22 protein-coding genes and 2 pseudogenes are annotated in these 20,870 nt (G+C 49.3%); 13 read left to right on the forward strand and 11 right to left on the reverse strand.

Annotated elements, in window-relative coordinates:
• Positions 1 to 116: 116 nt before the first annotated feature.
• Positions 117 to 278, reverse strand: a pseudogene (locus GS3922_RS18220) (DUF4351 domain-containing protein); the annotation flags it as partial.
• A 106-nt stretch (positions 279 to 384) separates the two neighbouring features.
• On the opposite strand from GS3922_RS18220, the gene GS3922_RS16080 reads away from it, so the two are divergent.
• From GS3922_RS16080 to GS3922_RS17740, 3 genes and pseudogenes are all read left to right on the forward strand, one after another.
• On the forward strand, positions 385 to 681 hold the full coding sequence (locus GS3922_RS16080) for a hypothetical protein (protein WP_033009761.1): 297 nt from the start codon (positions 385 to 387) through the stop codon (positions 679 to 681).
• Positions 682 to 684: 3 nt separating this feature from the next.
• Positions 685 to 1,182 (forward strand): PIN domain-containing protein, encoded by a 498-nt coding sequence (locus GS3922_RS16085; RefSeq protein ID WP_033009759.1) that lies wholly within the window; start codon positions 685 to 687, stop codon positions 1,180 to 1,182.
• Positions 1,183 to 1,340: 158 nt separating this feature from the next.
• A pseudogene (locus GS3922_RS17740) lies at positions 1,341 to 1,557 on the forward strand (UPF0236 family transposase-like protein); the annotation flags it as partial.
• A gap of 145 nt (positions 1,558 to 1,702) precedes the next feature.
• Here the strand turns inward: GS3922_RS17740 and GS3922_RS16090 are convergent.
• A complete protein-coding gene (locus GS3922_RS16090; protein WP_063167441.1) occupies positions 1,703 to 3,022 on the reverse strand; it encodes an IS4 family transposase in 1,320 nt (439 codons plus the stop codon).
• Between the two features lie 151 nt (positions 3,023 to 3,173).
• The gene (locus tag GS3922_RS16095) at positions 3,174 to 4,310 is read right to left on the reverse strand and encodes an IS110-like element ISGka2 family transposase (protein WP_014195317.1); all 1,137 of its coding nucleotides are present in this window, start codon (positions 4,308 to 4,310) and stop codon (positions 3,174 to 3,176) included.
• Positions 4,311 to 4,936: 626 nt separating this feature from the next.
• Here GS3922_RS16095 and GS3922_RS16100 point away from each other — a divergent pair.
• From GS3922_RS16100 to GS3922_RS16115, 4 genes are all read left to right on the forward strand, one after another.
• A complete protein-coding gene (locus GS3922_RS16100) occupies positions 4,937 to 6,184 on the forward strand; it encodes an RNA-guided endonuclease InsQ/TnpB family protein (protein WP_063167143.1) in 1,248 nt (415 codons plus the stop codon).
• A gap of 549 nt (positions 6,185 to 6,733) precedes the next feature.
• Entirely contained in the window at positions 6,734 to 6,880 is a 147-nt protein-coding gene (locus tag GS3922_RS17925) for a hypothetical protein (RefSeq protein ID WP_168157863.1), read from the forward strand.
• A 181-nt stretch (positions 6,881 to 7,061) separates the two neighbouring features.
• Positions 7,062 to 7,697 carry an FMN-dependent NADH-azoreductase gene (locus GS3922_RS16110; RefSeq protein WP_063167144.1) on the forward strand — a complete coding sequence of 212 codons (636 nt, stop codon included), beginning with the start codon at positions 7,062 to 7,064 and terminating at the stop codon, positions 7,695 to 7,697.
• A 245-nt stretch (positions 7,698 to 7,942) separates the two neighbouring features.
• Positions 7,943 to 9,823: a SpoIIE family protein phosphatase gene (locus GS3922_RS16115; RefSeq protein ID WP_413229280.1), complete on the forward strand. Its 1,881-nt coding sequence runs from the start codon at positions 7,943 to 7,945 to the stop codon at positions 9,821 to 9,823.
• 49 nt (positions 9,824 to 9,872) lie between these two features.
• On the opposite strand, the gene GS3922_RS16120 is transcribed toward GS3922_RS16115, so the two are convergent.
• From GS3922_RS16120 to GS3922_RS16130, 3 genes are read right to left on the reverse strand one after another with little or no spacing between them, the layout of a single operon-like run.
• The gene (locus GS3922_RS16120) at positions 9,873 to 10,646 is read right to left on the reverse strand and encodes a sigma-70 family RNA polymerase sigma factor (protein WP_063167146.1); all 774 of its coding nucleotides are present in this window, start codon (positions 10,644 to 10,646) and stop codon (positions 9,873 to 9,875) included.
• Positions 10,606 to 11,094 carry an anti-sigma B factor RsbW gene (rsbW, locus tag GS3922_RS16125; protein ID WP_063167147.1) on the reverse strand — a complete coding sequence of 163 codons (489 nt, stop codon included), beginning with the start codon at positions 11,092 to 11,094 and terminating at the stop codon, positions 10,606 to 10,608. Before rsbW ends, GS3922_RS16120 begins: the two co-directional genes overlap by 41 nt.
• On the reverse strand, positions 11,091 to 11,441 hold the full coding sequence (locus tag GS3922_RS16130) for an STAS domain-containing protein (protein ID WP_063167148.1): 351 nt from the start codon (positions 11,439 to 11,441) through the stop codon (positions 11,091 to 11,093). The genes rsbW and GS3922_RS16130 overlap by 4 nt, the downstream gene beginning before the upstream one ends.
• A gap of 130 nt (positions 11,442 to 11,571) precedes the next feature.
• On the opposite strand from GS3922_RS16130, the gene GS3922_RS16135 reads away from it, so the two are divergent.
• The 6 genes from GS3922_RS16135 (at position 11,572) to GS3922_RS16160 (ending at position 16,924) form a co-directional block, all read left to right on the forward strand.
• A complete protein-coding gene (locus tag GS3922_RS16135; protein ID WP_063167149.1) occupies positions 11,572 to 11,955 on the forward strand; it encodes a YkvA family protein in 384 nt (127 codons plus the stop codon).
• A 162-nt stretch (positions 11,956 to 12,117) separates the two neighbouring features.
• Positions 12,118 to 12,807, forward strand: a complete 690-nt coding sequence (locus GS3922_RS16140) for a uracil-DNA glycosylase (protein WP_011232888.1) — start codon at positions 12,118 to 12,120, stop codon at positions 12,805 to 12,807.
• Positions 12,808 to 12,825: 18 nt separating this feature from the next.
• Positions 12,826 to 13,125 carry a YwdI family protein gene (locus GS3922_RS16145; protein WP_063167150.1) on the forward strand — a complete coding sequence of 100 codons (300 nt, stop codon included), beginning with the start codon at positions 12,826 to 12,828 and terminating at the stop codon, positions 13,123 to 13,125.
• 761 nt (positions 13,126 to 13,886) lie between these two features.
• Positions 13,887 to 15,119 (forward strand): RNA-guided endonuclease IscB, encoded by a 1,233-nt coding sequence (gene iscB / locus GS3922_RS16150; protein ID WP_063167151.1) that lies wholly within the window; start codon positions 13,887 to 13,889, stop codon positions 15,117 to 15,119.
• A gap of 142 nt (positions 15,120 to 15,261) precedes the next feature.
• Positions 15,262 to 16,482 carry an RNA-guided endonuclease IscB gene (gene iscB, locus GS3922_RS16155; RefSeq protein WP_236933452.1) on the forward strand — a complete coding sequence of 407 codons (1,221 nt, stop codon included), beginning with the start codon at positions 15,262 to 15,264 and terminating at the stop codon, positions 16,480 to 16,482.
• 70 nt (positions 16,483 to 16,552) lie between these two features.
• Positions 16,553 to 16,924 (forward strand): DUF423 domain-containing protein, encoded by a 372-nt coding sequence (locus tag GS3922_RS16160; protein WP_015376087.1) that lies wholly within the window; start codon positions 16,553 to 16,555, stop codon positions 16,922 to 16,924.
• A gap of 52 nt (positions 16,925 to 16,976) precedes the next feature.
• On the opposite strand, the gene GS3922_RS16165 is transcribed toward GS3922_RS16160, so the two are convergent.
• From GS3922_RS16165 to hemQ, 5 genes are all read right to left on the reverse strand, one after another.
• Positions 16,977 to 17,879: a prenyltransferase gene (locus GS3922_RS16165; protein WP_063167152.1), complete on the reverse strand. Its 903-nt coding sequence runs from the start codon at positions 17,877 to 17,879 to the stop codon at positions 16,977 to 16,979.
• Between the two features lie 19 nt (positions 17,880 to 17,898).
• On the reverse strand, positions 17,899 to 18,399 hold the full coding sequence (locus tag GS3922_RS16170; protein ID WP_033011019.1) for a hypothetical protein: 501 nt from the start codon (positions 18,397 to 18,399) through the stop codon (positions 17,899 to 17,901).
• A 134-nt stretch (positions 18,400 to 18,533) separates the two neighbouring features.
• Entirely contained in the window at positions 18,534 to 19,121 is a 588-nt protein-coding gene (gene gerQ, locus GS3922_RS16175; protein WP_015376086.1) for a spore coat protein GerQ, read from the reverse strand.
• 18 nt (positions 19,122 to 19,139) lie between these two features.
• Entirely contained in the window at positions 19,140 to 19,586 is a 447-nt protein-coding gene (locus tag GS3922_RS16180) for a cell wall hydrolase (RefSeq protein WP_011232884.1), read from the reverse strand.
• 321 nt (positions 19,587 to 19,907) lie between these two features.
• Positions 19,908 to 20,654, reverse strand: a complete 747-nt coding sequence (gene hemQ / locus GS3922_RS16185; RefSeq protein ID WP_011232883.1) for a hydrogen peroxide-dependent heme synthase — start codon at positions 20,652 to 20,654, stop codon at positions 19,908 to 19,910.
• Positions 20,655 to 20,870: the final 216 nt, after the last annotated feature.

The following is a 20,870-nucleotide window of genomic DNA, read 5'->3' on the forward strand; positions in this document are numbered from 1 at the left end:
TTTTCGCGGCATATCCTCGCTTTGCTCCGGTGAAGCAGGAGTCTTCTCGCCCTAATACGCTAAAAGTCCCACCAATTTCAAAACGAAATAGAAACATTTGAAGGTATGATACATGTTTCAAACTCAGTATACGCCATTTTGCTTAACAACGCAGCCGCGATGGGGTTGTCATGGCAAATGTAATCACGCCAGTTTTGTTTACGCAACTCAACTGCAAGAAATTGAAATTGGAGCACATCGAAAAACGGAAACGGGAGTGTAAATGATGAAGGTTCATTTACAACTTGTGGTGAAGAGCCTGCTCATCTACAGTAAAATTAATAACCTGACTTCTTGAAACATGATATAATTATGTATAAAACCTCAACCAAGGTGGGGATGCAAATGAGCACTAACAAAAAAAGGAGCCGTGGCGCATATCATATAACAACTGGAACGGCAAAACGCCCAATTTTAAAGAGAATAGTGCGTCAAAACCGTCATCATTACCGAATTGGACCATCTGTTCTAACAGAAGAGCAAATGAAGGAGGTCATTCAAGTGCGATCTAAAAAAAAGAAGCTAACCAAGGAAGAAAAGAAAGCGTTACACAAACGTCTGGCTGGCAGTACGAAGTTATTTAGCAAAGAAGGCGTGTTGGAATCATTAAGAATTGCAAATAGAGAAGAGTGGGAGGATTAAGCATTGTCAACCAAAGTACTAATCGATACAAATATATACGCAGCACATGAAATGGGTTACCCTGATGCAGTAGAGTTCATTGAACAGCTGATTGAAGATGAGGTAGAGATTATTATGACTACCTTCATTGAGATGGAGATCATGTCTCATTTCGAAATCGAAACAGATCCTGATATAAGAGAAAATAGAAAAGGATATATTCAAATGGCTGATCAAATCTATGAAGTCACTAGAGAAGATATGGAGCTAGCAGCTGACATAAGAAGAAAAGCGAGAGCGGACAGTACACGCAAAAAGAGTATTAAAGCACCAGATGCTCTTGTTGCAGCTGCAGCTCTTCTACATAATGCCATATTAGTTAGTAATAACGATAAAGACTTTCATTGGATTCGAGATAACTATACTTATAAAGATCGAAAGTTAGATTATGTGAATCCGATAATAGATAAGAAAGCTTACGGCGAGTTTGTCAAAACCTATATCGAAAGCAGAGGGTTTTAGAAATTTTATTTGAACATATTATCCCTTATGGCAACCCGATTAACGACATTCGTGACCCCATCACCAAAATATTTCCAAAATACGTCTTCCGCAACAAGATATTTTCCAATCCGATTACCGCAAAATAAAATTAATCCATTCAACGGAACTAAGACTGCGATCGACAAGTGGGCGCCTATATTTTCTTGCTCAATGCTGAACAGGGCTTTAATGGAGTCTAACCGATCGGTCCTTGCCTAGGGGGAAACGGCAGTCAAGTTGGTTGTGGGGTGCTCTTCCTACCGCAAAGCCGCCCGTTCGTTGGAGTCGATCGTGAGAGATGCGGTCCTCAGCCATGAGGTGATTCGTCAGCTGGTGTTGGAGGCCCCTGTCTCATACCCGTCAAGTTTAGCGGTATAAAATTTTTAAGACGATACTCGTGTTCATCCCCGCAGTGAATGATGGGGATCACATCCATTATTGGGCATACCAAATACCCCTCCAGAAGAGGGGTATTTGGTATTTATATCCATATCTAATTCTACCATATCTCTAATTTCGTTAAGATATCTGATGCCGTTTCTTCCCCTTTCCTTCGACCTTTCTTGGCATGTTTTCGTAACAGGGAAAGGAGAGAGAAAAGGTTGATTTCCGCCATATGCGAACGCAAAAGCAACTGGTGCCAATACGATTGGAGAAGATCGAGCGCTTTCCGTTCACTGATTTCAATGTCTTCCTTTTGATGCCAATACATCCGAGCTTGAAACAGAAACGTCTGGGTGACCAAAATGGCAATCAACGTCCCGTATAAATGGCATTCGAAACGTTCTTTTTTCATCTCCTTGACTTTCTCCAAATCAAATACGGATTTCCAGGCTTTAAACAACAATTCAATTTGCCAGCGCAGGGAATAGAGCTCATAAACCTGTTGACCATCAAACGACTCTTGTGGTAAATTCGTCAGTAAGATGTGGTATTTCTTTTGTTCGAGGGTTTGGCGTGCCAGCGCCTTCCCTTTTCTTTTTTCCTTTTTCCGCACATACGCCATCCGTTTTTGCCATTCTTCCGCCGTCAGACGGCGGAAAACCAACCGTGGAACATACAAGCGTTCATGTCCGATGTACACATGTTCCATTTCCACTGATTCCCCTTCCTCTAATTGATTCCCAAGGGATTCCCAATCCCATTCCTTCCACTGGCCATTCTCCTTGATATACACTTTCATATCGGAACGGAGCCGAGTAATATAATACGCTCCGCGGGCGTCGATCTCGGCCAGTGCGGCAACGGAGAAAAAGCCCAAATCCCGAATACATAGGTCATTCGGTAAAATCGTATGCTGGGCATGATAGGCAAAACGAGCGTCCGAGTCATTGGCCGATTGAACGCATAGCTGAAGGCAGGCGCCGGATAACAAGTCATATTCAAACTGAATTTTCACCCCCGACGAAACGGAACCTCGATAGTCTTCCCCATAGTCAGCGGGAACCAAAAAGCTGGTTGAGTCCAAAATCCGCAGGCGGGTAAAACAAGTTCGATAGGTCTCCATGGCTGACAAAAGCAATGGACGTTGATGCAGGAGGAGAAGGAAAAACACTTCTCGCAAAAATGCCACGGCCCGATCGGTAAAACGCTGATTCAAGCCTTCGCTTGAAAGGGAACAGCCATGCCAGAGCGTCAAGGCCGCACACAACCGCTGAAGCGACTGTTTGGCCAGTGAGCCATCTCCCCATGCACAGAGAGTCAGAAAGGCTTCCGCCGTTAACGAACGCTGCCGCCGGATAAAGCCTGTTTTCCGTGCGAGACGGGTTAATTCTTCGGGAGAAAAGAGTTGACAAATGGTTTGAATCCATGCTTTCATTTGTTTTTCCGTGAAAATCCCCACCACTTGGTGAGTGCGGTATACGCTCCTGATCCGTGAGGGTATACTGAAAATGGCCAAAAAAGGCAATAGGAAAGCAGAGGTGCCCGATTTTAGGCATCTCGTATAACCTGTCTGCCTTTTGGCTAGACTAAATAAGTTGTGGTTGGCGGAACGGCTCTTTGCGGGAGATCATGCAAAAGATGATCACCAACATCCGCCGAGCAATGGCGATGAGGGCTTTTTTCTTCCCGCACCGGGCCGCCAACGACCAAAACTTTCGGGACAAGGGATGCGTCTTGGATCGAGCTGCTGACCATGCCGCCTCGCATAACGCCGATCGGAGATGGGGATTGCCTTTTGTCGTGCGCGTGCTCTTTCGCTTTCCGGCGCTTTCATGGTTGCCGGGGGACAATCCAGTCCATGAAGCCGCCCGTTCCGGCGTTTCAAAGACGCTCATGTCGGTTCCCATCTCGGCTATGATGACGGCGGCGGTTTGTTTTTTCACTCCGGGCATGGTCATCAGCAGGTTCACTTCCTCGCGATACGGCTCGAGCAGGCGGTCGATGTGCTGGTCGACTTCTTCGATTAACTGCTCCAATTCCTCAACGTGTTTCCACAAGAGGCGAAGGAGACGGAGCTCGTGTTCGGTCAAGGTGCCGAGCAGCGAATCGTACACCGCTTGCTTTTTCTTTTTGAGCCTTCCGCGCAGGCATTGATCCAACTCGTCCTTGTCCACGTATCCCTTCTCAAGCAGCCGGGCGAGGATGTCTTTTCCGGAAACGCCGAAGAGATCGGAGAGGACCGAGCCGAGTTTGACATTGGAAGACTCGAGCACTTTTTGAATCCGGTTTTTCTCCGAAGTCAGCTGTCCGACCCACTTTTTGCGGAGGCGGGTAAAATCCCGCAATTCGCGAATATCCGCTGGGGGGACGAAACTTTTTTCAACGAGTCCATGGCGGAGCAGCTTGGCGATCCACTCGGCGTCCGAGACATCGGTTTTTCTTCCCGGGACATTTTTGATCCGCTGCGGATTGGCCAGTGTCAAGTCGACATAGCCCTCGAGGAAGGCGAAGACCGGTTTCCAATACACGCCGGTGGATTCCATGGCGACATGGGTGACGCCATGTTCTTCGAGCCACTCAAGCAGGTCGCCAAGTCCCTTCGAGAACGTGGAGAAGGTTTGAATGTCCTTTTGAATGTGTCCATCTTCTTCCCATAGCGCGCAGGCGACGATGGTTTCGGCATGAACATCCAATCCTGCGCAGCGAGGATAGATGACATCCATGATGAAAATCCTCCTTTTCGATGATCGAGTGCGCAAACAGCGAATCCACGGGAGAAATGCGGCAGTTTTCCGTTCGTCGTCACCTTTCCTCCGCATCGGGAAAGGGCGGACAATGGGTGGTGCACCCAGTGGATTCAAACACTTTTCCGTACAGGGTCTAAGCCACCATTAAGCATAACGTCCTGTTGAACTGTTTGCGCCTACTCTTCATTATGGGAAGAAAAGGGAGATTTTCATGCCCGGGTGGAGAGCAAAAATTGCTCATGGAACTTTTCCATGAAAAAAATCCTTTCTAACGTGGAGTGTTCGTTAGAAAGGATACCATGTTTTTGACGATGCACAAAGACCAAAATTCTTAACTTGATGGGTATGGGCCCCTGTCTCGCTCCTCCCCTCTGTTTCCCAACGATATGGTCGGGTGCTGTTGGTGGAAGCGGATGGACTCTGTTTCCCGCTAAGAGAAAGGGAAGCGGCTTCGGGCGTTTATCTTAATTAGGCGAGAAGACTCCCACTTCGACGAAGCGAAGCGGAGTAAGTGGGAGATGAATCGCCTTAACTATATTTTGCTGAAAATAGGATAGATTCAGTAAAATATAGTATAATATAGTTAGATGGGAGGTGAAAAAATGTATTTTTGTATCAAACAACAGCTAAATGGTTTGACCAAAGAAGAATACTTGACTCTTCGAGAACTGTGCCATATTGCCAAGAACATGTACAACGTCGGATTGTACAATGTCAGACAATACTATTTTGAACACAAGGAATTTCTTAATTATGAGAAAAACTATCATCTTGCAAAAACTAACGAAAACTATAAGCTGTTAAACAGCAACATGGCACAGCAAATTTTAAAAAAGGTCAATGAAGCCTTTAAATCTTTCTTTGGTTTGATCAGTCTTGCCAAACAAGGAAAATATGACTACAAAGCTATCAGTATTCCAAAATATCTTAAAAAAGATGGCTTTCATTCACTGATCATTGGCCAGATTCGTATAGACGGCAATAAATTCACGATACCGTATTCTCGCCTATTTAAAAAGACTCACAAGCCTATCACGATAACGATTCCGCCTGTGTTGCTGGACAAAAAGATTAAGCAGATTGAAATCATTCCTAAGCATCATGCCAGGTTCTTTGAGATTCAGTACAAATATGAAATGCCTGAAGATCAAAGAGAATTAAATGACCAAAAAGCACTGGCCATTGATTTAGGATTAAACAATCTTGCCACTTGTGTCACATCAGACGGCAGATCATTCATCATTGATGGGCGGAGATTAAAAAGTATAAATCAATGGTTTAACAAAGAAAATGCCAGACTTCAAAGCATGAAAGATAAGCAAAAAATCAAAGGCACGACTCGTAAACAGGCGTTGCTTGCTATGAATCGCAATAATAAAGTGAATGATTATATCAACAAGACTTGCCGTTACATTATTAACTACTGTATTGAAAATCAAATTGGCAAACTTGTCATTGGCTATGCGGAAACATTACAACGCAATATTAATCTAGGAAAAAAGACAAATCAAAACTTTGTCAATATTCCTCTCGGTAACATAAAAGAAAAATTAGAATATCTTTGTGAATTTTACGGCATTGAATTCTTGAAACAGGAAGAATCATATACGTCTCAAGCCAGCTTTTTTGACGGCGATGAGATTCCTGAATATAATGCCGACAATCCAAAAGAATATAAGTTCAGCGGCAAACGTATTAAGCGCGGCTTGTATCGAACAAAGTCTGGCAAACTAATTAATGCTGATGTCAATGGCGCATTAAACATCTTAAAGAAAAGTAAAGCTGTAGACCTGAGTGTCTTATGCTCTAGCGGCGAAGTGGACACGCCTCAAAGAATAAGGATTGCTTGAAGCAGTCAAACTTCTTTGGAAGCCCCCACTTCAAATTTTCGCTAGAAAATTAAGTGGGGGTAGTTCACGGACCATGATCACCCAAATCGATGGAATAGGGCGGAGAAAGGGAAGTTGGAGGAGGAAGAACCCCAGAGGGCAGCCTCGGCCCCGAAGAAGGCCAAGTGAGTCGAACAGGCCAAACGGGAGGCAGGACGGCGGTGGCGGATGTGAGGCGACAAAACATCCTGTGTCTTCAACCGTCATCGGGGACGCCCATCGATCAAGCGTTGCCGGCTCTTCGCGATGGTGGTTGGATGTAAAAAATGAGACTAAATGGAGTCACCTCATGATGAGGGATGAGAGTACAAAAGCGCTTACGGATATAAACTCCTGAAAATGGCCCAATCACCCGTGATTTCAAAATTCCATAGGGAGCCAAAAAACGTTCTCCACCAAGTCTTGGCCGACTCGAATTTCAAAAAACGATCGAATTCCCGCCGCATAAATGGTAAAATAGAAGCACAGACTAGTTCCTGTATCCTGCACGAATCAAGGAGGTTAGCCATCATGGAAGGAAAACCGATCTACTACGATGGCAGCGGTCATCTGCCTAGCGAAAATGAAAGCGGTGTCAAAAGCGAGCCGTTTACGCTCACGGATGAGATACGAAAACAAATCAGCGGCAATCCGTTTGCTGTGGAACAAAGCGAATAACCGATCCGCACGTCAATTGCCTCAAGGGCAATTTTTTTTTGGGCAAATGATTTGCCAAATTCGCATCTTCTTTCTATAATTATCTCTTGTTCGAGATATTTGGAGTAGAGATAAATGCATGTCGTTTTTACAAACGGCAAACACTAAAATGCTGAGATCATCAAGAAAGGGAGTATGCATCATGACGAAAGTATTGTACATCACCGCCCATCCCCACGACGATACACAATCGTACAGCATGGCGGTCGGGAAGGCGTTTATCGACACGTACAAGCAAGTGCATCCGGATCATGAAGTGATTCATCTCGACTTGTATAAAGAATACATTCCGGAAATCGATGTCGACGTATTCAGTGGATGGGGCAAGCTCCGTTCTGGCCAATCGTTTGAACAGCTCTCGGCCGAGGAAAAAGCGAAAGTCGGACGGATGAACGAGCTGTGCGATCAGTTCATCTCCGCGGACAAATACGTGTTCGTCACGCCGATGTGGAACTTTTCTTTCCCGCCCGTATTGAAAGCGTACATTGACGCGGTGGCGGTGGCCGGAAAAACGTTCAAGTATACCGAACAAGGGCCGGTTGGGCTGCTCACCGATAAAAAAGCACTCCACATTCAGGCGCGCGGCGGTTTTTATTCGGAAGGCCCAGCGGCAGCGATGGAAATGGGACACCGCTATTTAAGCGTCATTATGCAGTTTTTCGGCGTGCCATCATTTGAAGGCTTATTCGTCGAGGGGCATGCGGCCGTGCCGGAAAAAGCGGAAGAAATTAAGGCAAACGCCATTGCCCGGGCGAAAGACTTGGCCCATACATTTTGATCCATGCGGGCAAGATTTGTTTTTCTATTCCGCTGCGGCAGGAAATATTGCTTGGGAAATGGCTCTCGGCTCATCGAGGGAGGTTCTCCGTTCGGAGGGCCTCTTTTTTTGTTGTATCAGCCGCATGAAACAGAAACGTACTGCGACGTTCGTATACGCCAGTTAGACAACGTATGGTATAATAAACCATATAAACGAAGAGTGGAGGTTCACCGTTTGTGAACGAACATAGACAAAACGAGTTAATGCGTCTGCACAGCGCGGCGGCAGCGTTGGCGGCCATGCTGTTTGGCTTGCTTTTGTTCGTTGCAGGGCGGCTCCCTTTTTCGCCTAGTTTCTATCATTCTATTCATCTTGCTTTAGGGCTTGCCGCCGTTGTCGTCTGTTGGCTTGTCGCCGTGCAAGGGTGGGTCGTGTTTCCTCACACGCTGTCGATGGAACGGCTTGTGATGGGGGCGCTGTTTTTCTCCTCAGGGACGCTGTTTTCGTTTCATTTTCTCCTTTCATTCTCAGACGTCGGTGAGGCGTCGCTGTTTTCGCTTGCCGCTCGCTTTACGATCGCTTGGGGGCTGCTCTTTTTATTTTCGCGTCCGGACGAGGTGATGGAGCGTCGCAGCGGCCAGCGTTGGCAGGCGTTTTTAGCCGCCTTTGCTTATACAGTGGCGGTTGGGCTATTCATTCATGTTACGGCGCCGCTTTGGCTGGAAGATCGGACGAGCCGCTGGCCGCTTTGGTGGCAGGCGGGAGAAGGGGCGGTCGGTTTGCTTGATGCGGCCGCGGCTGCGCTTGTATGGCGTCGCTATCGGCAGGGCGGCTCTCCTGCACTCTTGTACTGGCTGATGGCGTTGCTGCTGTTTGCCTTTGGCCAAGTGCTGCTTCTGCTCGGCAACGGGCATGTGCTATGGGGGCAGCTGTACGAAGTGGCCGGATTTTTGTATGTCGTGCGCGCGATGTATGTGGAAACGATCGAAAAGCCATATGTGGAGCTGAAGCAACACGAACAGCAGCTGGAAATGATGGCGAACGCCCTTGGCGAGGGGTTGATGATGTTAGACCGGGATGGACAAATCGTTTGGATGAACCCGGAAGCCGGTCGGCTGATCGGTGTCGTCCCTGAGGAAGCGAAAGGAAAGCCGTTATTTTCCTTTGTATCGCTCGCCGGGCCGAACGGTGACGCGTGGGATTGGAAGCAGCTGCGCCGTGTTGTCAAACGGCTGAAAAGCGGCGAAGTGATTCGCGTCGAAGAAGAGCCGTTTTGTCGTCGCGACGGCGTTTGTTTGCCGGTGAGCTATACGCTGGCGCCAGTGATGGAAAACGGCGCACTGACGGGGCTAGTCGCCGTGCTGCGCGACGTGACAGAGAAAAAAGAGAAGGAGCGGCTTGAACGCGAGCGTGAACAGCTCGATTTTGAACTGTCGCTCGCTGCGAATATGCAGCGATCGCTCTTGCAGACGTCTTCGAAAGCGAACTTGCCGTCCTATGTCGACATCGGCGTCCTCAGCGTTCCTGCTCGGGTATTAAGCGGCGATTTTTACCACTTTTCCGTCCACCAAACATCCGTCTCAGTCGGCATTGCCGATGTGTCGGGAAAAGGCATTCCAGCCGCGATGCTGATGACATTGATGAAATTTATTTTAGACCGGACCGTTCATTACGGGACGCAGCCGCATGTGTATCTTGACTTGTTGAACCGGTTCGCCTATGATTACACAGAACCGTCGATGTTTGTGACGATGTTTGTCGGCAATTACAACGAAAAAACACACACGTTTTCGTATGCGTGCGCCGGGCATGAGCCGGCGCTTCTATACCGGGCGAAAACGAAACAATGCGTCCCGCTGCACGCCAAAGGATGCGCGCTCGGCTTGTTTCCGCAATTTTCGTTTGAAACTAAATCGGTGGTGCTAGAACCCGGTGATTTTGTGCTGTTGTACACGGACGGCGTGACAGAAAAGCGCGGAGAAGAAGCGGCCGATGACTTTTCCGTCCTCGCCTCAATGGTCGCACGAGTCAACCTCGACCAGCCTGCCGCACAAACCGTCCGCGAGTTGTACGAGCAGGTGAAGGCGTATCACCAATACGAACAAAAAGACGATCAGACGTTGCTTTTATTGCGCCGCCGTTGACATCAGCGTTCAGATCGCCCGATGCGTAAGGCGGCGCTTTCTTCTGCCGTTATGACGGATAGGCGGTGGCAAGCTGCCGCTTCAGCTTTTCGATCGCCCGCTTTTGAATGCGGCTGATCGTCATTTGCGAGACGCCGAGCTGTTCGGCGAGCGAGCGCTGCGTTTCTCCGCGGCGGAACACCGCCTCGATGACGATCCGCTCCTGCTCGCTCAGCTTGCCGATCGCTTCCTGCAAGTCAAGCCGCTCGATGAGCGCCTCGACCTCGTCCGTTTCATCAGCAAGAAATTCGCCGATGGTTGTCGCGTCCTTTTCCCCGTCCTGCACCGGGGCATCGATGGAAATCGCCTGATAATGGTCGCGGCCAGCCAAAATCTCAATCGTTTCTTCGACCGATAACCCTAAATGGCTCGCGATTTCCTCGATGTTCGGCGACCGCTCAAGCGTAACGGTCAGCTCATCGATCGCCTTCTGCACTTTGCTTCCTTTTTCTTTCACCCGGCGCGGCACCTGGATATACCACGCTTTGTCGCGCAAATAATTTTTCATATAACCGATCAAGCTTTTCATCGCGTACGATTCGAAGCTTGTTCCTTGCTTCGGGTCGTAATGCTCAAGGAGGCGCAAAAACGATAACCGCCCGACTTGAAATAAATCCTCGTAAAAATCGGGGCGGCTGCGCGCCATTTTTTTGGCCGCGGCCGCAATGAGCGGCTCGAAGCGAACGAGCAGCGCCGTCGCCGCTTCTTCCGTCTTTGTCTGTTGATAGGCGGAAATGAGGGCGTCAAGCTTGCTCTTGGACAGAGGAGGGGGATATACATTCATGGGCATGCTCTCCTTCGCCGCGATGGCGGAATTTCGTCAGGCGGACTTCTGTTCCGCTTGTTGTCGTGACACTCACATCGTCCATGAGCGCTTCCATTAAAAAGAGGCCGAGACCGCCGATTTTGACGTCCTTAAGCGGCTTAGCGGACAATGGGGCCGCTTGCTTCGCCGCCTGTTTGTAATCAAATCCTTTCCCTTCATCTTTAACGATGATCGTTAAGGCATCGGCACCCATCTCAAAGCGGAGATGAATCATTCCCCTTTTTCCGTTGTACGCATGCAAAACAGCGTTATTGCACGCCTCGGAAACAGCGACTTTCATATCTTCAATCTCTTCATATGAGAATCCCATCTTAGCGGCCAGCCCATACAACGTCAAACGCGCGACATCGATAAACTGTGCATCGGCTGGAATCGATAGCTGTACGACGGTTTCGTGCTCTTTCATGATTGGCCCCCGACCCTTTCTGTCGTATCGTTCGTTTCGGAAAAAAAGTAAGATACTCCCGTTAAGTCAAACAAGCGCTGCACTTTGGGCGGCACGTTCTCAATGGCAAACTGCGCTCCTTGTTTCTTTCTCGTTTTCAACAGTGCGACAAACATGCCGATGCCGGTGCTGTCGATATACGTCAATTCGTCTAAACGGATGACAAGCAGTTTCCTTGCATCATTGGCGAGCGGCTCGACGGCGCGCCGAAACTGCTCGGCTGCCGCTAAATCAAGCTCCCCTTTTATGTATACTACGTGCCGGTCTGACTGTTCGTCATGAACGATATGAAATCGTTTCCTGTCCATGTTCGTTCACCTCAAATGATCGATCGTTTGTCTTCAGGATCGTTAATCAGGTTGTCCGCCGCTTAGGCGTTTACAATGGATATACCCATATTTTATACTATTTGAAACAGAAAAGGGGCGGAGATGATCCATGTTCGAAAAATGGAAAGAATGGGCGAGGGCGCTGAAACGGGAAATTTTTGTCTTGTATTCAGCCAGTCGCGATCGGCGCGTCTCTGTCTGGCTGCGGCTCTTTATGCTTGGCGTTGCGGCGTATGCGTTCAGCCCGGTCGATTTGATCCCCGATTTCGTTCCGGTTCTCGGGTACGTGGATGATTTGTTGCTTGTGCCGCTGGGCATTTACTTGGCGCTAAAATGGCTGCCGAAAGACATCGCCGCTGAACACCGGGCAAAGGCGGAAGAGCTCGCTGGGCGCGGCAAGCCGACCAACTGGGTCGCCGGGGCGCTGATCATCCTTTTATACGTGTGGCTTGGCGTTTGGCTGCTTCGGTGGTTGATTTCGCGGACATTTTGATCTTCCCGTCCGCTTTTTTCGATGGCGGAGGCGGGGGATTTGCCCATTAAGCAGGCCGCGTCATGATTGTTCAGGCTTTCCCGTTCCGTTCGCTTTGACGCTGGTGTCTTTTGGGCTACAATGATAAAAGGGAAAAAGCCGATGGCAAAGGAGTTGCTCGCAATGCCGATTCTCAAAAACGACTGGGCTCCGCTGCTTGAAGAGGAGTTTCAAAAGCCGTACTACTTAAAGCTGCGCGAGTTTTTAAAAGAGGAGTACCGGACGCGGACAATTTATCCGGATATGCACGATATTTTCAACGCCCTTCATTATACACCGTATGCAAACGTCAAAGTCGTGCTGCTCGGGCAAGATCCGTACCACGGACCGGGGCAGGCGCACGGGCTTAGTTTTTCCGTCAAGCCGGGCGTGCCGGTGCCGCCGTCCTTAGCGAACATTTTTAAAGAGCTGCATGACGACCTTGGCTGCTATATACCAGATAACGGCTATCTCGTCAAATGGGCTGAGCAAGGGGTGCTGTTGTTAAACACGGTGTTGACGGTCCGCCGCGGCCAGGCGAACTCCCATCGCGGCAAAGGGTGGGAATATTTCACTGACCGCGTCATTGAGCTCGTCAACGAAAAAGACGATCCGGTCGTCTTTTTGCTTTGGGGCCGGAACGCGCAAGAGAAAAAAGAACGGATTACGAATCCGCGCCATCTGATTATTGAAGCGCCGCACCCGAGCCCGTTTTCCGCCGCGCGCGGCTTTTTCGGCCATCGCCCGTTTTCGCGGACGAACGCGTTTTTAACCAAGCACGGACGCGAACCGATCGATTGGCAAATCGAGAACATCGGCGCCCGCGCTGAATGAAGAAAGGGGGAAGACATCATGACGATCTCTTTGGCGGCGGTTGTCGCCAAAATGGAAGACGAATTGCGCAAGGCAAAGGCGGCCCATGACCCGCAGCGGATGCGTGAACATGTCGCTGCCATTCGCGTTTTATGCGATTTGATGCTGGAAACGACAGGCCAGCCGCAACCGTCCGTTCCGTCTGTCTCGACAGAGTCGCTTGCCGTCGGCGGGCCGATTTCGGTTGCTGGCGGGCTTTCGCTTGGAGCCGTTTCTGTCGGGGGACGCTCCCCTGACATTGACGATGAGGCGAACGGGGAGTCGTTGTTGGATTTTTGAGGGGGCAACGAAACACCGTGGAAAACGGTCTTCTCCACGGGGAATGTTGATCAACAGAACTCCGTTGAATCGCTTGCCTTTGTTTGCGCCAAAAAACAAGAAGCGGTTCACCGGCTTGGATGCGGGTCTTGCCGGTGGCGCTCCCGATTGACCGGTTCTGTCGAGTGAAGTGGCTGACATTCATTAGTAATTTGTTGTCGGGGAACATTCCCATTATATTAGTCAACTACCCACCACTTAAAGCCTAACGGCTTTTGAAGTGGGGGCTTGGCAAGCCCTAGTTGACTACCCTCAGCCATTCAATGGCTACGTTGGAAGGGTCATGACACTTACGGATGCTCCTCCAGTCCGTAACCCTGTCGCAGATGGTTAAAAGCTCTGATGGGTAGGAGCGGTGCTGTCTGCCGAACAAGCCCTTCCAACATTGGGGAGGAGGAACTCACTCCTGAAAGGAGCATGGAACAGTTGGTTGATTTTGATAACAAACCGTAAAAAATCGTACCAAAACGTGACCCTTGGTTTTGGTACGAACTGTTCTGTGCTTTCTAGCCTGAGTGAGTGTGACACCCGAAAGGGTGGCTGCACGATGAACTACGTTGGAAGGTCAGGTGAAGTGCCACATTCGGATGTTGCTCCAGTCCGAATCCATGGCAGCCGTGAGGAAGACCGTTGCCTAGGTCATGGCAACCCAACACCGAAACGGCATGCCCTCCTTCCGACATTGGCGAGGAGCGTAATTCCCGCAAGGAGGTTGGTCAGAGATGACCTACGCATTTGTTTTAGACAAAACGGGAAACAAACTTTCCCCGACAAAGGAAAATAAAGCTTGGTATTTGATACGCAAACAGCGGGCAACGTTGGTTCAACGGTTTCCAATGGTCATTCGACTGAACAAAACGATACCGAAGGAAGCTATCGATACAACGCCCATTCGGGCAGGGATTGACGATGGTGCCAAATATGTCGGCATCGCCTTGGTACAAAACGGAAAAACCAAAAACAAACCGATTTTAAAAGGGTTTTTGGAACACCGCCAAGATGTCAAAGACAAAATAGATGCAAGAAGGGCATATCGTAGATACCGAAGAAGCTACAAACGGTATCGTCCCAAACGCTTTCACCATCGTTCTTCATCCAAACGAACAGGTCGGATTCCTCCCACGATTCGGCAAAAGAAAGAAGCCGTCTTGCGCGTCATTCAACAACTTCACAAATGGACGCGAATAAATTTCATCCATTTGGAAGATGTACAAATCGATATCCGCGCCATTGAAAATGGCTACCAACCTTATCGGTGGGAATACCATCAATCCAACCGTTTGGATGAAAACATTCGGAAAGCGGTGATTTTACGAGACCAAAACACCTGCCAAAAATGCGGCAGAACGAATTGCCGAATCGAAGTGCATCACATCATCCCAAGAAGATTGGGAGGCAGCAATTCCATTTACAATTTGATTTGTTTGTGCTCTGACTGCCACAAGGAAGTGACAGGCAACGAACTAGCCTACAAAGACGAATTCTTCCAAAAAATCAACGGAAGACCCGTGCGTTATTGGGATGCGATGCATGTCATGCAAGGGAAAATGTATCTTCGGAAAGAACTAGAAACCGTTGCCCCTGTGATATTAACAACAGGGGGAGACACCGCAAACAAACGGATTGATTGGGGAATCGAAAAGTCTCACGCCAACGATGCCATCGTCATCACCGATTCGTTCGTCACCAACGAACAATGCGCCATCAAGGAATGGCACATCAAGCCGATGCGCAGACGTTCAAACAAAAAGACGGACGAAGTGGACGGTTTTCGCCATCGGGATGTTGTCCGTTATACGAAACGTAACGGAGAAACGTACGTAGGCTACATTACCGCCCTTTATCCCGACAAGAAGCAATGCAATTTAACCACCATCGATGGCAAAGTGTTGAAAAGATACGGTCTGAACCGATTGACATTGATTCATCGTTTCAAAAATCTCTATTGGTTTTGAATATAGAAAAAGGAGGTGAATTCCTGGTTAATATTTCAAAAAAGTCACATTTTGTTGCGATTTGGGACGAAATGTGACGGTAAATATTAACCAGGTACACGTCTTGTTCGTGTACATTATCAATAAGCATGGAAAACCACTCATGCCATGCTCACCAAGGAAAGCAAGACTTTTGCTAAAACAGAAGAAAGCAAAAGTAGTAAGAAGGACACCTTTTACCATCCAGCTTTTATATGGTAGCAGTGGTTACAAACAACCCGTGTCATTGGGTGTTGACATGGGGACACGACATGTAGGAATTTCTGCAACAACAAAGAAAGATGTGCTGTTTGAAGCGGAAGCGCAACTTCGAACAGATATTGTGGAATTACTTGCTATACGGAGACAGTTCCGTAGAAGTCGAAGAAACAGAAAGACTCGCTACCGAGAAGCCAGATTTCTTAACAGAAGAAAACCAGAGGGATGGTTACCACCATCTATTCAACACAAAATCAACTCGCATATAAAGTTGATTGACTTAGTTCACAATATTCTCCCTGTCACATCTGTCACTATTGAGGTAGCAGCATTCGATACACAGAAATTAAAAAACCTAAATATCCGAGGGGTGGAATATCAACAAGGAGAACAAATGGGGTTTTGGAATGTTAGAGAGTATGTTCTATACAGAGACAATCATACTTGTCAATATTGCAAAGGAAAAAAGAAAGACCCTGTTCTCCAAGTGCATCATATTGAAAGTCGAAAGACAGGAGGTGATTCACCAGATAATCTGGTCACTCTATGCAAAACATGCCACCATGAAATTCACGAAAAAGGGCTTGAGCATATATTTCAACGCAAACGACCGCCTATGAGGGATGCTAGTCAGATGACCGCCATGCGATGGGCAATGTTTAGTAGGATAAGAGAAAAATACTCGCATGCAAATATCACATACGGGTATATCACCAAATGTATTCGCATTGCTAATGGACTGTCTAAATCTCATATGGTGGATGCTCGTTGTATTAGTGGAAATCCACTAGCCAAGCCAAGTGGCACGGTTTATCTTCTAAAATTCGTTCGAAAAAACAACCGTCAATTGCATAAAGCAACCATCTTAAAAGGCGGAAAACGAAAATCAAACAAAGCTCCACGATTTGTCAAAGGGTTTCAACTGTTTGACAAGGTGGTATACGAAAGGAAAGAATGTTTTATATTTGGCAGAAGAAGCAGTGGTTATTTTGACCTTCGGCTGTTAGATGGCACAAAAGTGCATGCTTCAGCAAGCTGGAAAAAGTTAAAAAGAGTTGAGCATGCTAGTACATTGTTAATTGAAAGGAGGAAGGGCGATTCCTCCCCGACTTTCGCTCTCGCTTAGAAGTCGGGGTCTCCTCGCCAAAGAAGATGAATGAGGGAAAACAATCTTTCATTAGAAAGGCGGAACAGCTATGAAAACATTCGTCCTTCTCGGCGCGCTCAATGCGTTTTTAGCCGTCGCATTGGGAGCGTTTGGCGCGCACGGGCTGGAAGGGAAGATTCCGGATCGTTATTTGGAGATTTGGAAAACGGCGGTCCAATACCAGATGTTCCACGCATTAGGGCTGCTTGTTGTCGGATTGCTCGCTGGCAAGGCGCCGAATGTCGGGCTGATCGGTGCGGCGGGCTGGGTGATGTTCGCCGGCATCGTGTTGTTTTCCGGGAGCTTGTACGTATTAAGTGTAACGCAGATTAAGCCGCTTGGCGCGATCACTCCGTTTGGCGGCGTCGCTTTTTTGGTCGCCTGGGTGATGATCGGATATGCGGCATTAAAATGGTTGTAAACGGAGCGCAGGAGCGGAGCGCTCCGTTTTTTTGCCGCCGTCCCTCTCCGCTCTATAGCGAAAGCCATAGACTCAACGTCAACAACAGTCCAACGGCCCAATGATGGCGGGCGGCCCATTTCATGCCGCTTCTTTCCTCGGTTCGACTAGCGCCGGGGCGGAAACAGAGACGAAGCCGGATGGCAAGCGGCATCGCGAGCCCTGTGACCGCGGCAAGCAAAGGAACGATATGCCAAACGATCAAAGCAGCAATGGACAAGTAGGCGGAGACGAGAAGAAGCCCGAGAAGGCGCACGGCGTTGTTCCGTCCGAGCCGGATGGCTAATGTGCGGCGAAACGGCCGGTCTTTTTCGATGTCGCGGATGTTGTTTGTCAAAATCATCGAGGTGATCAGCAAGGCGAACGGGATGGACAAGGCAAACAGAGCGGTGTTTGGAACATGCCCTTGTACGGCATAAGCGAGTGCGGTCACGACCGGCCCCATGCAAACGGCGGCGGTCAACTCACCTAAACCGAGCGAGGCGAGCGGACGCGGCCCGGCTGAGTAGGCGATCCCGCAGATGATCGCTGCGGCGCCGATCCACGCGATGGCTGGATCGCTTTGCCACGCCAAGTACGCGCCTAACGCAACCGCGACGGCCAGCATGGCGCCAGCAACGGCAGGGATCGAGCGATGGGCAGGTCCATGGCCATGCCCGTTCGTCCATTTGTCATCGTCTTGGCCGCGCAACCGATCAAAATAGTCATTCAGCATGTTGACGGCTGACTGAATCAGCACAGAGGCGGCTAACATCGCCAGCAGCACCTCGATCCGAACGGCGCCCTTTTTCGCCGCCAGCGCGGTGGCGGCCAGCACAGGGCTGATCGTTCCGCTCCATGTCGGCGGGCGCATTAAGTGAAGCCATGAAAAACGGTAAACCCAATGCCGATCTTCTTCACGATGTTCATATCGCAATGCGAACCCCTCGTTTCCGTTAGGAGAGTAAAAGCATGCATACGATGAGCACGACAAATCCGGCCGCTTCGACCGACTGAACGGCAATGATCGAGGTCATCGCTTTTTTTAACGGCGCATCGTCACCGCCATTGGCTTGGCGCCAAAGGTATTCATTGGAAAACACCGTCATCGCCTTGCGGTAGCCGACGAACATCCCCCAAGCGAGCGTTGCGATGCCTGTGAGAAGGGCGGTCAGCCATACACGGCCATAGGCGGTCTGCCATACATCTGCCCAACGGTTGATCGGTCCGGCGGCTGTGCCAAGCCATATGCCAGTGGCGATGACGACGGCACTTGCCGCGGCGAGCGGCCGATGCGACCACTGCATGAGCGAGCGGAAAAATTGCCGGCGCTCAAGAGGCGGCATGAATTGGGAGGCTGGATACACTGCCCAGCCGATGAATGCCACGCCCCCCACCCACATGATCGCCGCGATAAGATGTACCCCCAGCAGGAAATCACGCGACGTCCAAACCATCAGTAGACACCTCTTTTGTGTCATTTACCACCATTATATAAGGCCGTGTAGTAGCAGCTTGTGATGGCCATCACGTCAACCAAAAAAAGAAGGTTGCCATCGGCAACCTTCTTGTCAAAAGACAGTTTTTCCGTTTAGCGTGGAGAATACGTAGCAAGCGGTGTTGCGGCTGTAGCACCGGCAAACGGATATTCGTAGGCGATTTCTCCTTCAAACGTGACGTAATCGAGGTAAATCATCGGGATCAAATAGCGTGTGCCTGTTTGTGGGTCGCTTAAAATGACATGGTCACGTCCAGCCGCTTCAATGACGCCGCGAAACACCTTGGCATTCCACTCACGGTTGTTTTCAAACGTCGCATAGATAGTGGCGACTTTTCCTTTGTTTAACCGTAAAATGTTTTCAATGTACGATTCTTCAATCGGCAGCATCCCTGGAATCGATGGGCCGGTGGTGGTCGGCATCGGTGTCGGGGCCGTAAACGTCGGCGCCTGCAAACCGAACGTCGGAGCGGCGGCTGTCGCCGGTGTCATCGTTGGAGCGGCAGCCGCTTGCGGATAGTAATAATACGGGTACGCCGCCGGATAGTACGGCTGCGGATACGGATAGCCGTATGGATAGGATGCATACGGTTGTTGCCGTTCTTGACCGAACGGCGAATAATAAAATGATTGTTGCTCCTCATCAAGTGGATAAAATTGATTTTCTGGATTGTTCGGCATAAAGAACCCTCCTCAATATTAAGAATAGACACGTGGGCAGTCGGATGGAGTCGGTGCAAAAAAGCAATGCGATTTATAGCGGCCGACGTTCCACTGGCCAAACCATTGCGGTGGGCACGGTTGACCTTCAGGTGGTTTAAAAAACCAAAGGGCGTTTGTCGCTGGGTGGTAGCGCCAACCGCGGAGCACTTGGCGGGCTAGGCCTATATCCACTTCGCGCGCCCGTTGGTAAAAGTACCCTTTTTGCACCGCCTCAAAGCCGCCCGGGCTTTGAAACACCATTTGCCGGATAGAGCGGATGCCGCGGAAGTCAAGGCAGTCGGCGATGACGCGGTTGACGCCGACGTTGCCGACCATGAGCATCCCAAGCCGCCCGTCTCCTTCCGCTTCAGCTCGCATGAGCCGAGCCAACAACTTTACTTCCTCTTCTGTGTGGGCTACAATGGAGGGAGCGATCTGACCCATATCGTCACCTCAGTCGTTGTGAATTTCGACAGTAATAGGCTATTGGTGGAACAAGAAAATGGTGACAGACAGACAGGCGATTTCTCGGAGGAATTTCTGATTTATATGTATGGGGCAGTTGGGCTGGATATGACAGAAACAGGGGAGGTTGACCAAAAAGGGAAACCCGTTGCGCAAGAAAGACCCGTAACATGATGTGCAAAGGGATGACGGCGGAAGAAATCGCTCGTTTGGCTGACCTTTCAGGGGGAGGAGCTCGCCGGTTGCTTGAAGAACAGGAAAATAAGCGAAGGGGCCCTGCCGCGTTTGGGCCCCTCTTTTTTATACATGGAAGAACGAAGGAACTTTTTCCACCGACAAGCGAGTGCCGACGAAAAATGAACCAAATTCGCCAAAGCGGGCGCTCACTTCATCAAAGCGCATTTCATAGACGAGCTTTTTGAACTGGAGTGCATCATCTGAAAACAAGGTGACGCCCCATTCAAAATCATCCAAGCCGACGGAGCCGGTGATGATTTGCGTCACTTTGCCGGCGTATTTTCGGCCGGTCATGCCGTGGGCGCGCATGAGTTCGCGCCGCTGTTCCATCGACAACATGTACCAGTTGTCGTTGCCTTGGCGCCGCTTGTCCATCGGATAGAAGCAAATGTAGTTCGTTTTCGGCAAAATTGGATACAAACGGCGGCGCACCTCTGGAATTTGGTACGGATCTTCGCTGCCGGACGCCAAGTAGTTGCTCAACTCCACGACTGAAACGTACGAATACGCAGGTAATAAATAGTCGGCGAGTTTCGTTTTGTTAAGCGCTGTTTCGATTTCATGCAGCTCATCCAGCGTCGGCCGCAAAATCATGAACAAAATATCGGCTTTTTGCCCGACGATCGTGTAGACGGCATGGCTTCCTTGCTTCTCGCTTTCCGTCGTCTCCCATTGGTCGACAAGCGCTAAAAACTCACTGATCGCTGCCTCGCGCTCTTCGTTTGGAAGTGTTTTCCACGCGCTCCAGTCGATCGTGCGGAAATCGTGCAAACAATACCAACCGTCCAACGTTTGGGCCGCTTCGCTCATCATCGTCACTCCTTTATTCAATCAATTGTACAGTACCACTATATCATAGTTTGGCCAAAAAAGCGGGTGTCCGTGCATAAAGCAAAAGATACTGAATTGTTCCAAAAGGTGAATTATTGATTGGAAGGGCTTACGATCGTTGCGTTTTCGTATCGAAGCGGTATGCTTAATGTAGAGAAAGGCTGATGCCTGGAGACAGGCGGGCCAACCGTGAAG

Source organism: Geobacillus subterraneus, assembly GCF_001618685.1.
Lineage (GTDB): Bacteria > Bacillota > Bacilli > Bacillales > Anoxybacillaceae > Geobacillus > Geobacillus subterraneus.

Bases quoted from the DNA above. Each gene is read 5' to 3' on its own strand.
- iscB (WP_236933452.1), top strand. From the start codon at position 15,262: ATGCCATGCTCACCAAGGAAAGCAAGACTTTTGCTAAAACAGAAGAAA.
- GS3922_RS16135 (WP_063167149.1), top strand. From the start codon at position 11,572: ATGTTCGAAAAATGGAAAGAATGGGCGAGGGCGCTGAAACGGGAAATT.
- GS3922_RS16080 (WP_033009761.1), top strand. From the start codon at position 385: ATGAGCACTAACAAAAAAAGGAGCCGTGGCGCATATCATATAACAACT.
- GS3922_RS16095 (WP_014195317.1), bottom strand. From the start codon at position 4,310: ATGGATGTCATCTATCCTCGCTGCGCAGGATTGGATGTTCATGCCGAA.
- GS3922_RS16130 (WP_063167148.1), bottom strand. From the start codon at position 11,441: ATGGACAGGAAACGATTTCATATCGTTCATGACGAACAGTCAGACCGG.
- GS3922_RS16115 (WP_413229280.1), top strand. From the start codon at position 7,943: ATGCGTCTGCACAGCGCGGCGGCAGCGTTGGCGGCCATGCTGTTTGGC.
- GS3922_RS17925 (WP_168157863.1), top strand. From the start codon at position 6,734: ATGGAAGGAAAACCGATCTACTACGATGGCAGCGGTCATCTGCCTAGC.
- GS3922_RS16140 (WP_011232888.1), top strand. From the start codon at position 12,118: ATGCCGATTCTCAAAAACGACTGGGCTCCGCTGCTTGAAGAGGAGTTT.
- GS3922_RS16170 (WP_033011019.1), bottom strand. From the start codon at position 18,399: ATGGTTTGGACGTCGCGTGATTTCCTGCTGGGGGTACATCTTATCGCG.
- GS3922_RS16110 (WP_063167144.1), top strand. From the start codon at position 7,062: ATGACGAAAGTATTGTACATCACCGCCCATCCCCACGACGATACACAA.
- GS3922_RS16180 (WP_011232884.1), bottom strand. From the start codon at position 19,586: ATGGGTCAGATCGCTCCCTCCATTGTAGCCCACACAGAAGAGGAAGTA.
- GS3922_RS16160 (WP_015376087.1), top strand. From the start codon at position 16,553: ATGAAAACATTCGTCCTTCTCGGCGCGCTCAATGCGTTTTTAGCCGTC.
- GS3922_RS16145 (WP_063167150.1), top strand. From the start codon at position 12,826: ATGACGATCTCTTTGGCGGCGGTTGTCGCCAAAATGGAAGACGAATTG.
- iscB (WP_063167151.1), top strand. From the start codon at position 13,887: ATGACCTACGCATTTGTTTTAGACAAAACGGGAAACAAACTTTCCCCG.
- rsbW (WP_063167147.1), bottom strand. From the start codon at position 11,094: ATGAAAGAGCACGAAACCGTCGTACAGCTATCGATTCCAGCCGATGCA.
- GS3922_RS16090 (WP_063167441.1), bottom strand. From the start codon at position 3,022: ATGAAAGCATGGATTCAAACCATTTGTCAACTCTTTTCTCCCGAAGAA.
- GS3922_RS16100 (WP_063167143.1), top strand. From the start codon at position 4,937: ATGTATTTTTGTATCAAACAACAGCTAAATGGTTTGACCAAAGAAGAA.
- gerQ (WP_015376086.1), bottom strand. From the start codon at position 19,121: ATGCCGAACAATCCAGAAAATCAATTTTATCCACTTGATGAGGAGCAA.
- GS3922_RS16120 (WP_063167146.1), bottom strand. From the start codon at position 10,646: ATGAATGTATATCCCCCTCCTCTGTCCAAGAGCAAGCTTGACGCCCTC.
- hemQ (WP_011232883.1), bottom strand. From the start codon at position 20,654: ATGAGCGAAGCGGCCCAAACGTTGGACGGTTGGTATTGTTTGCACGAT.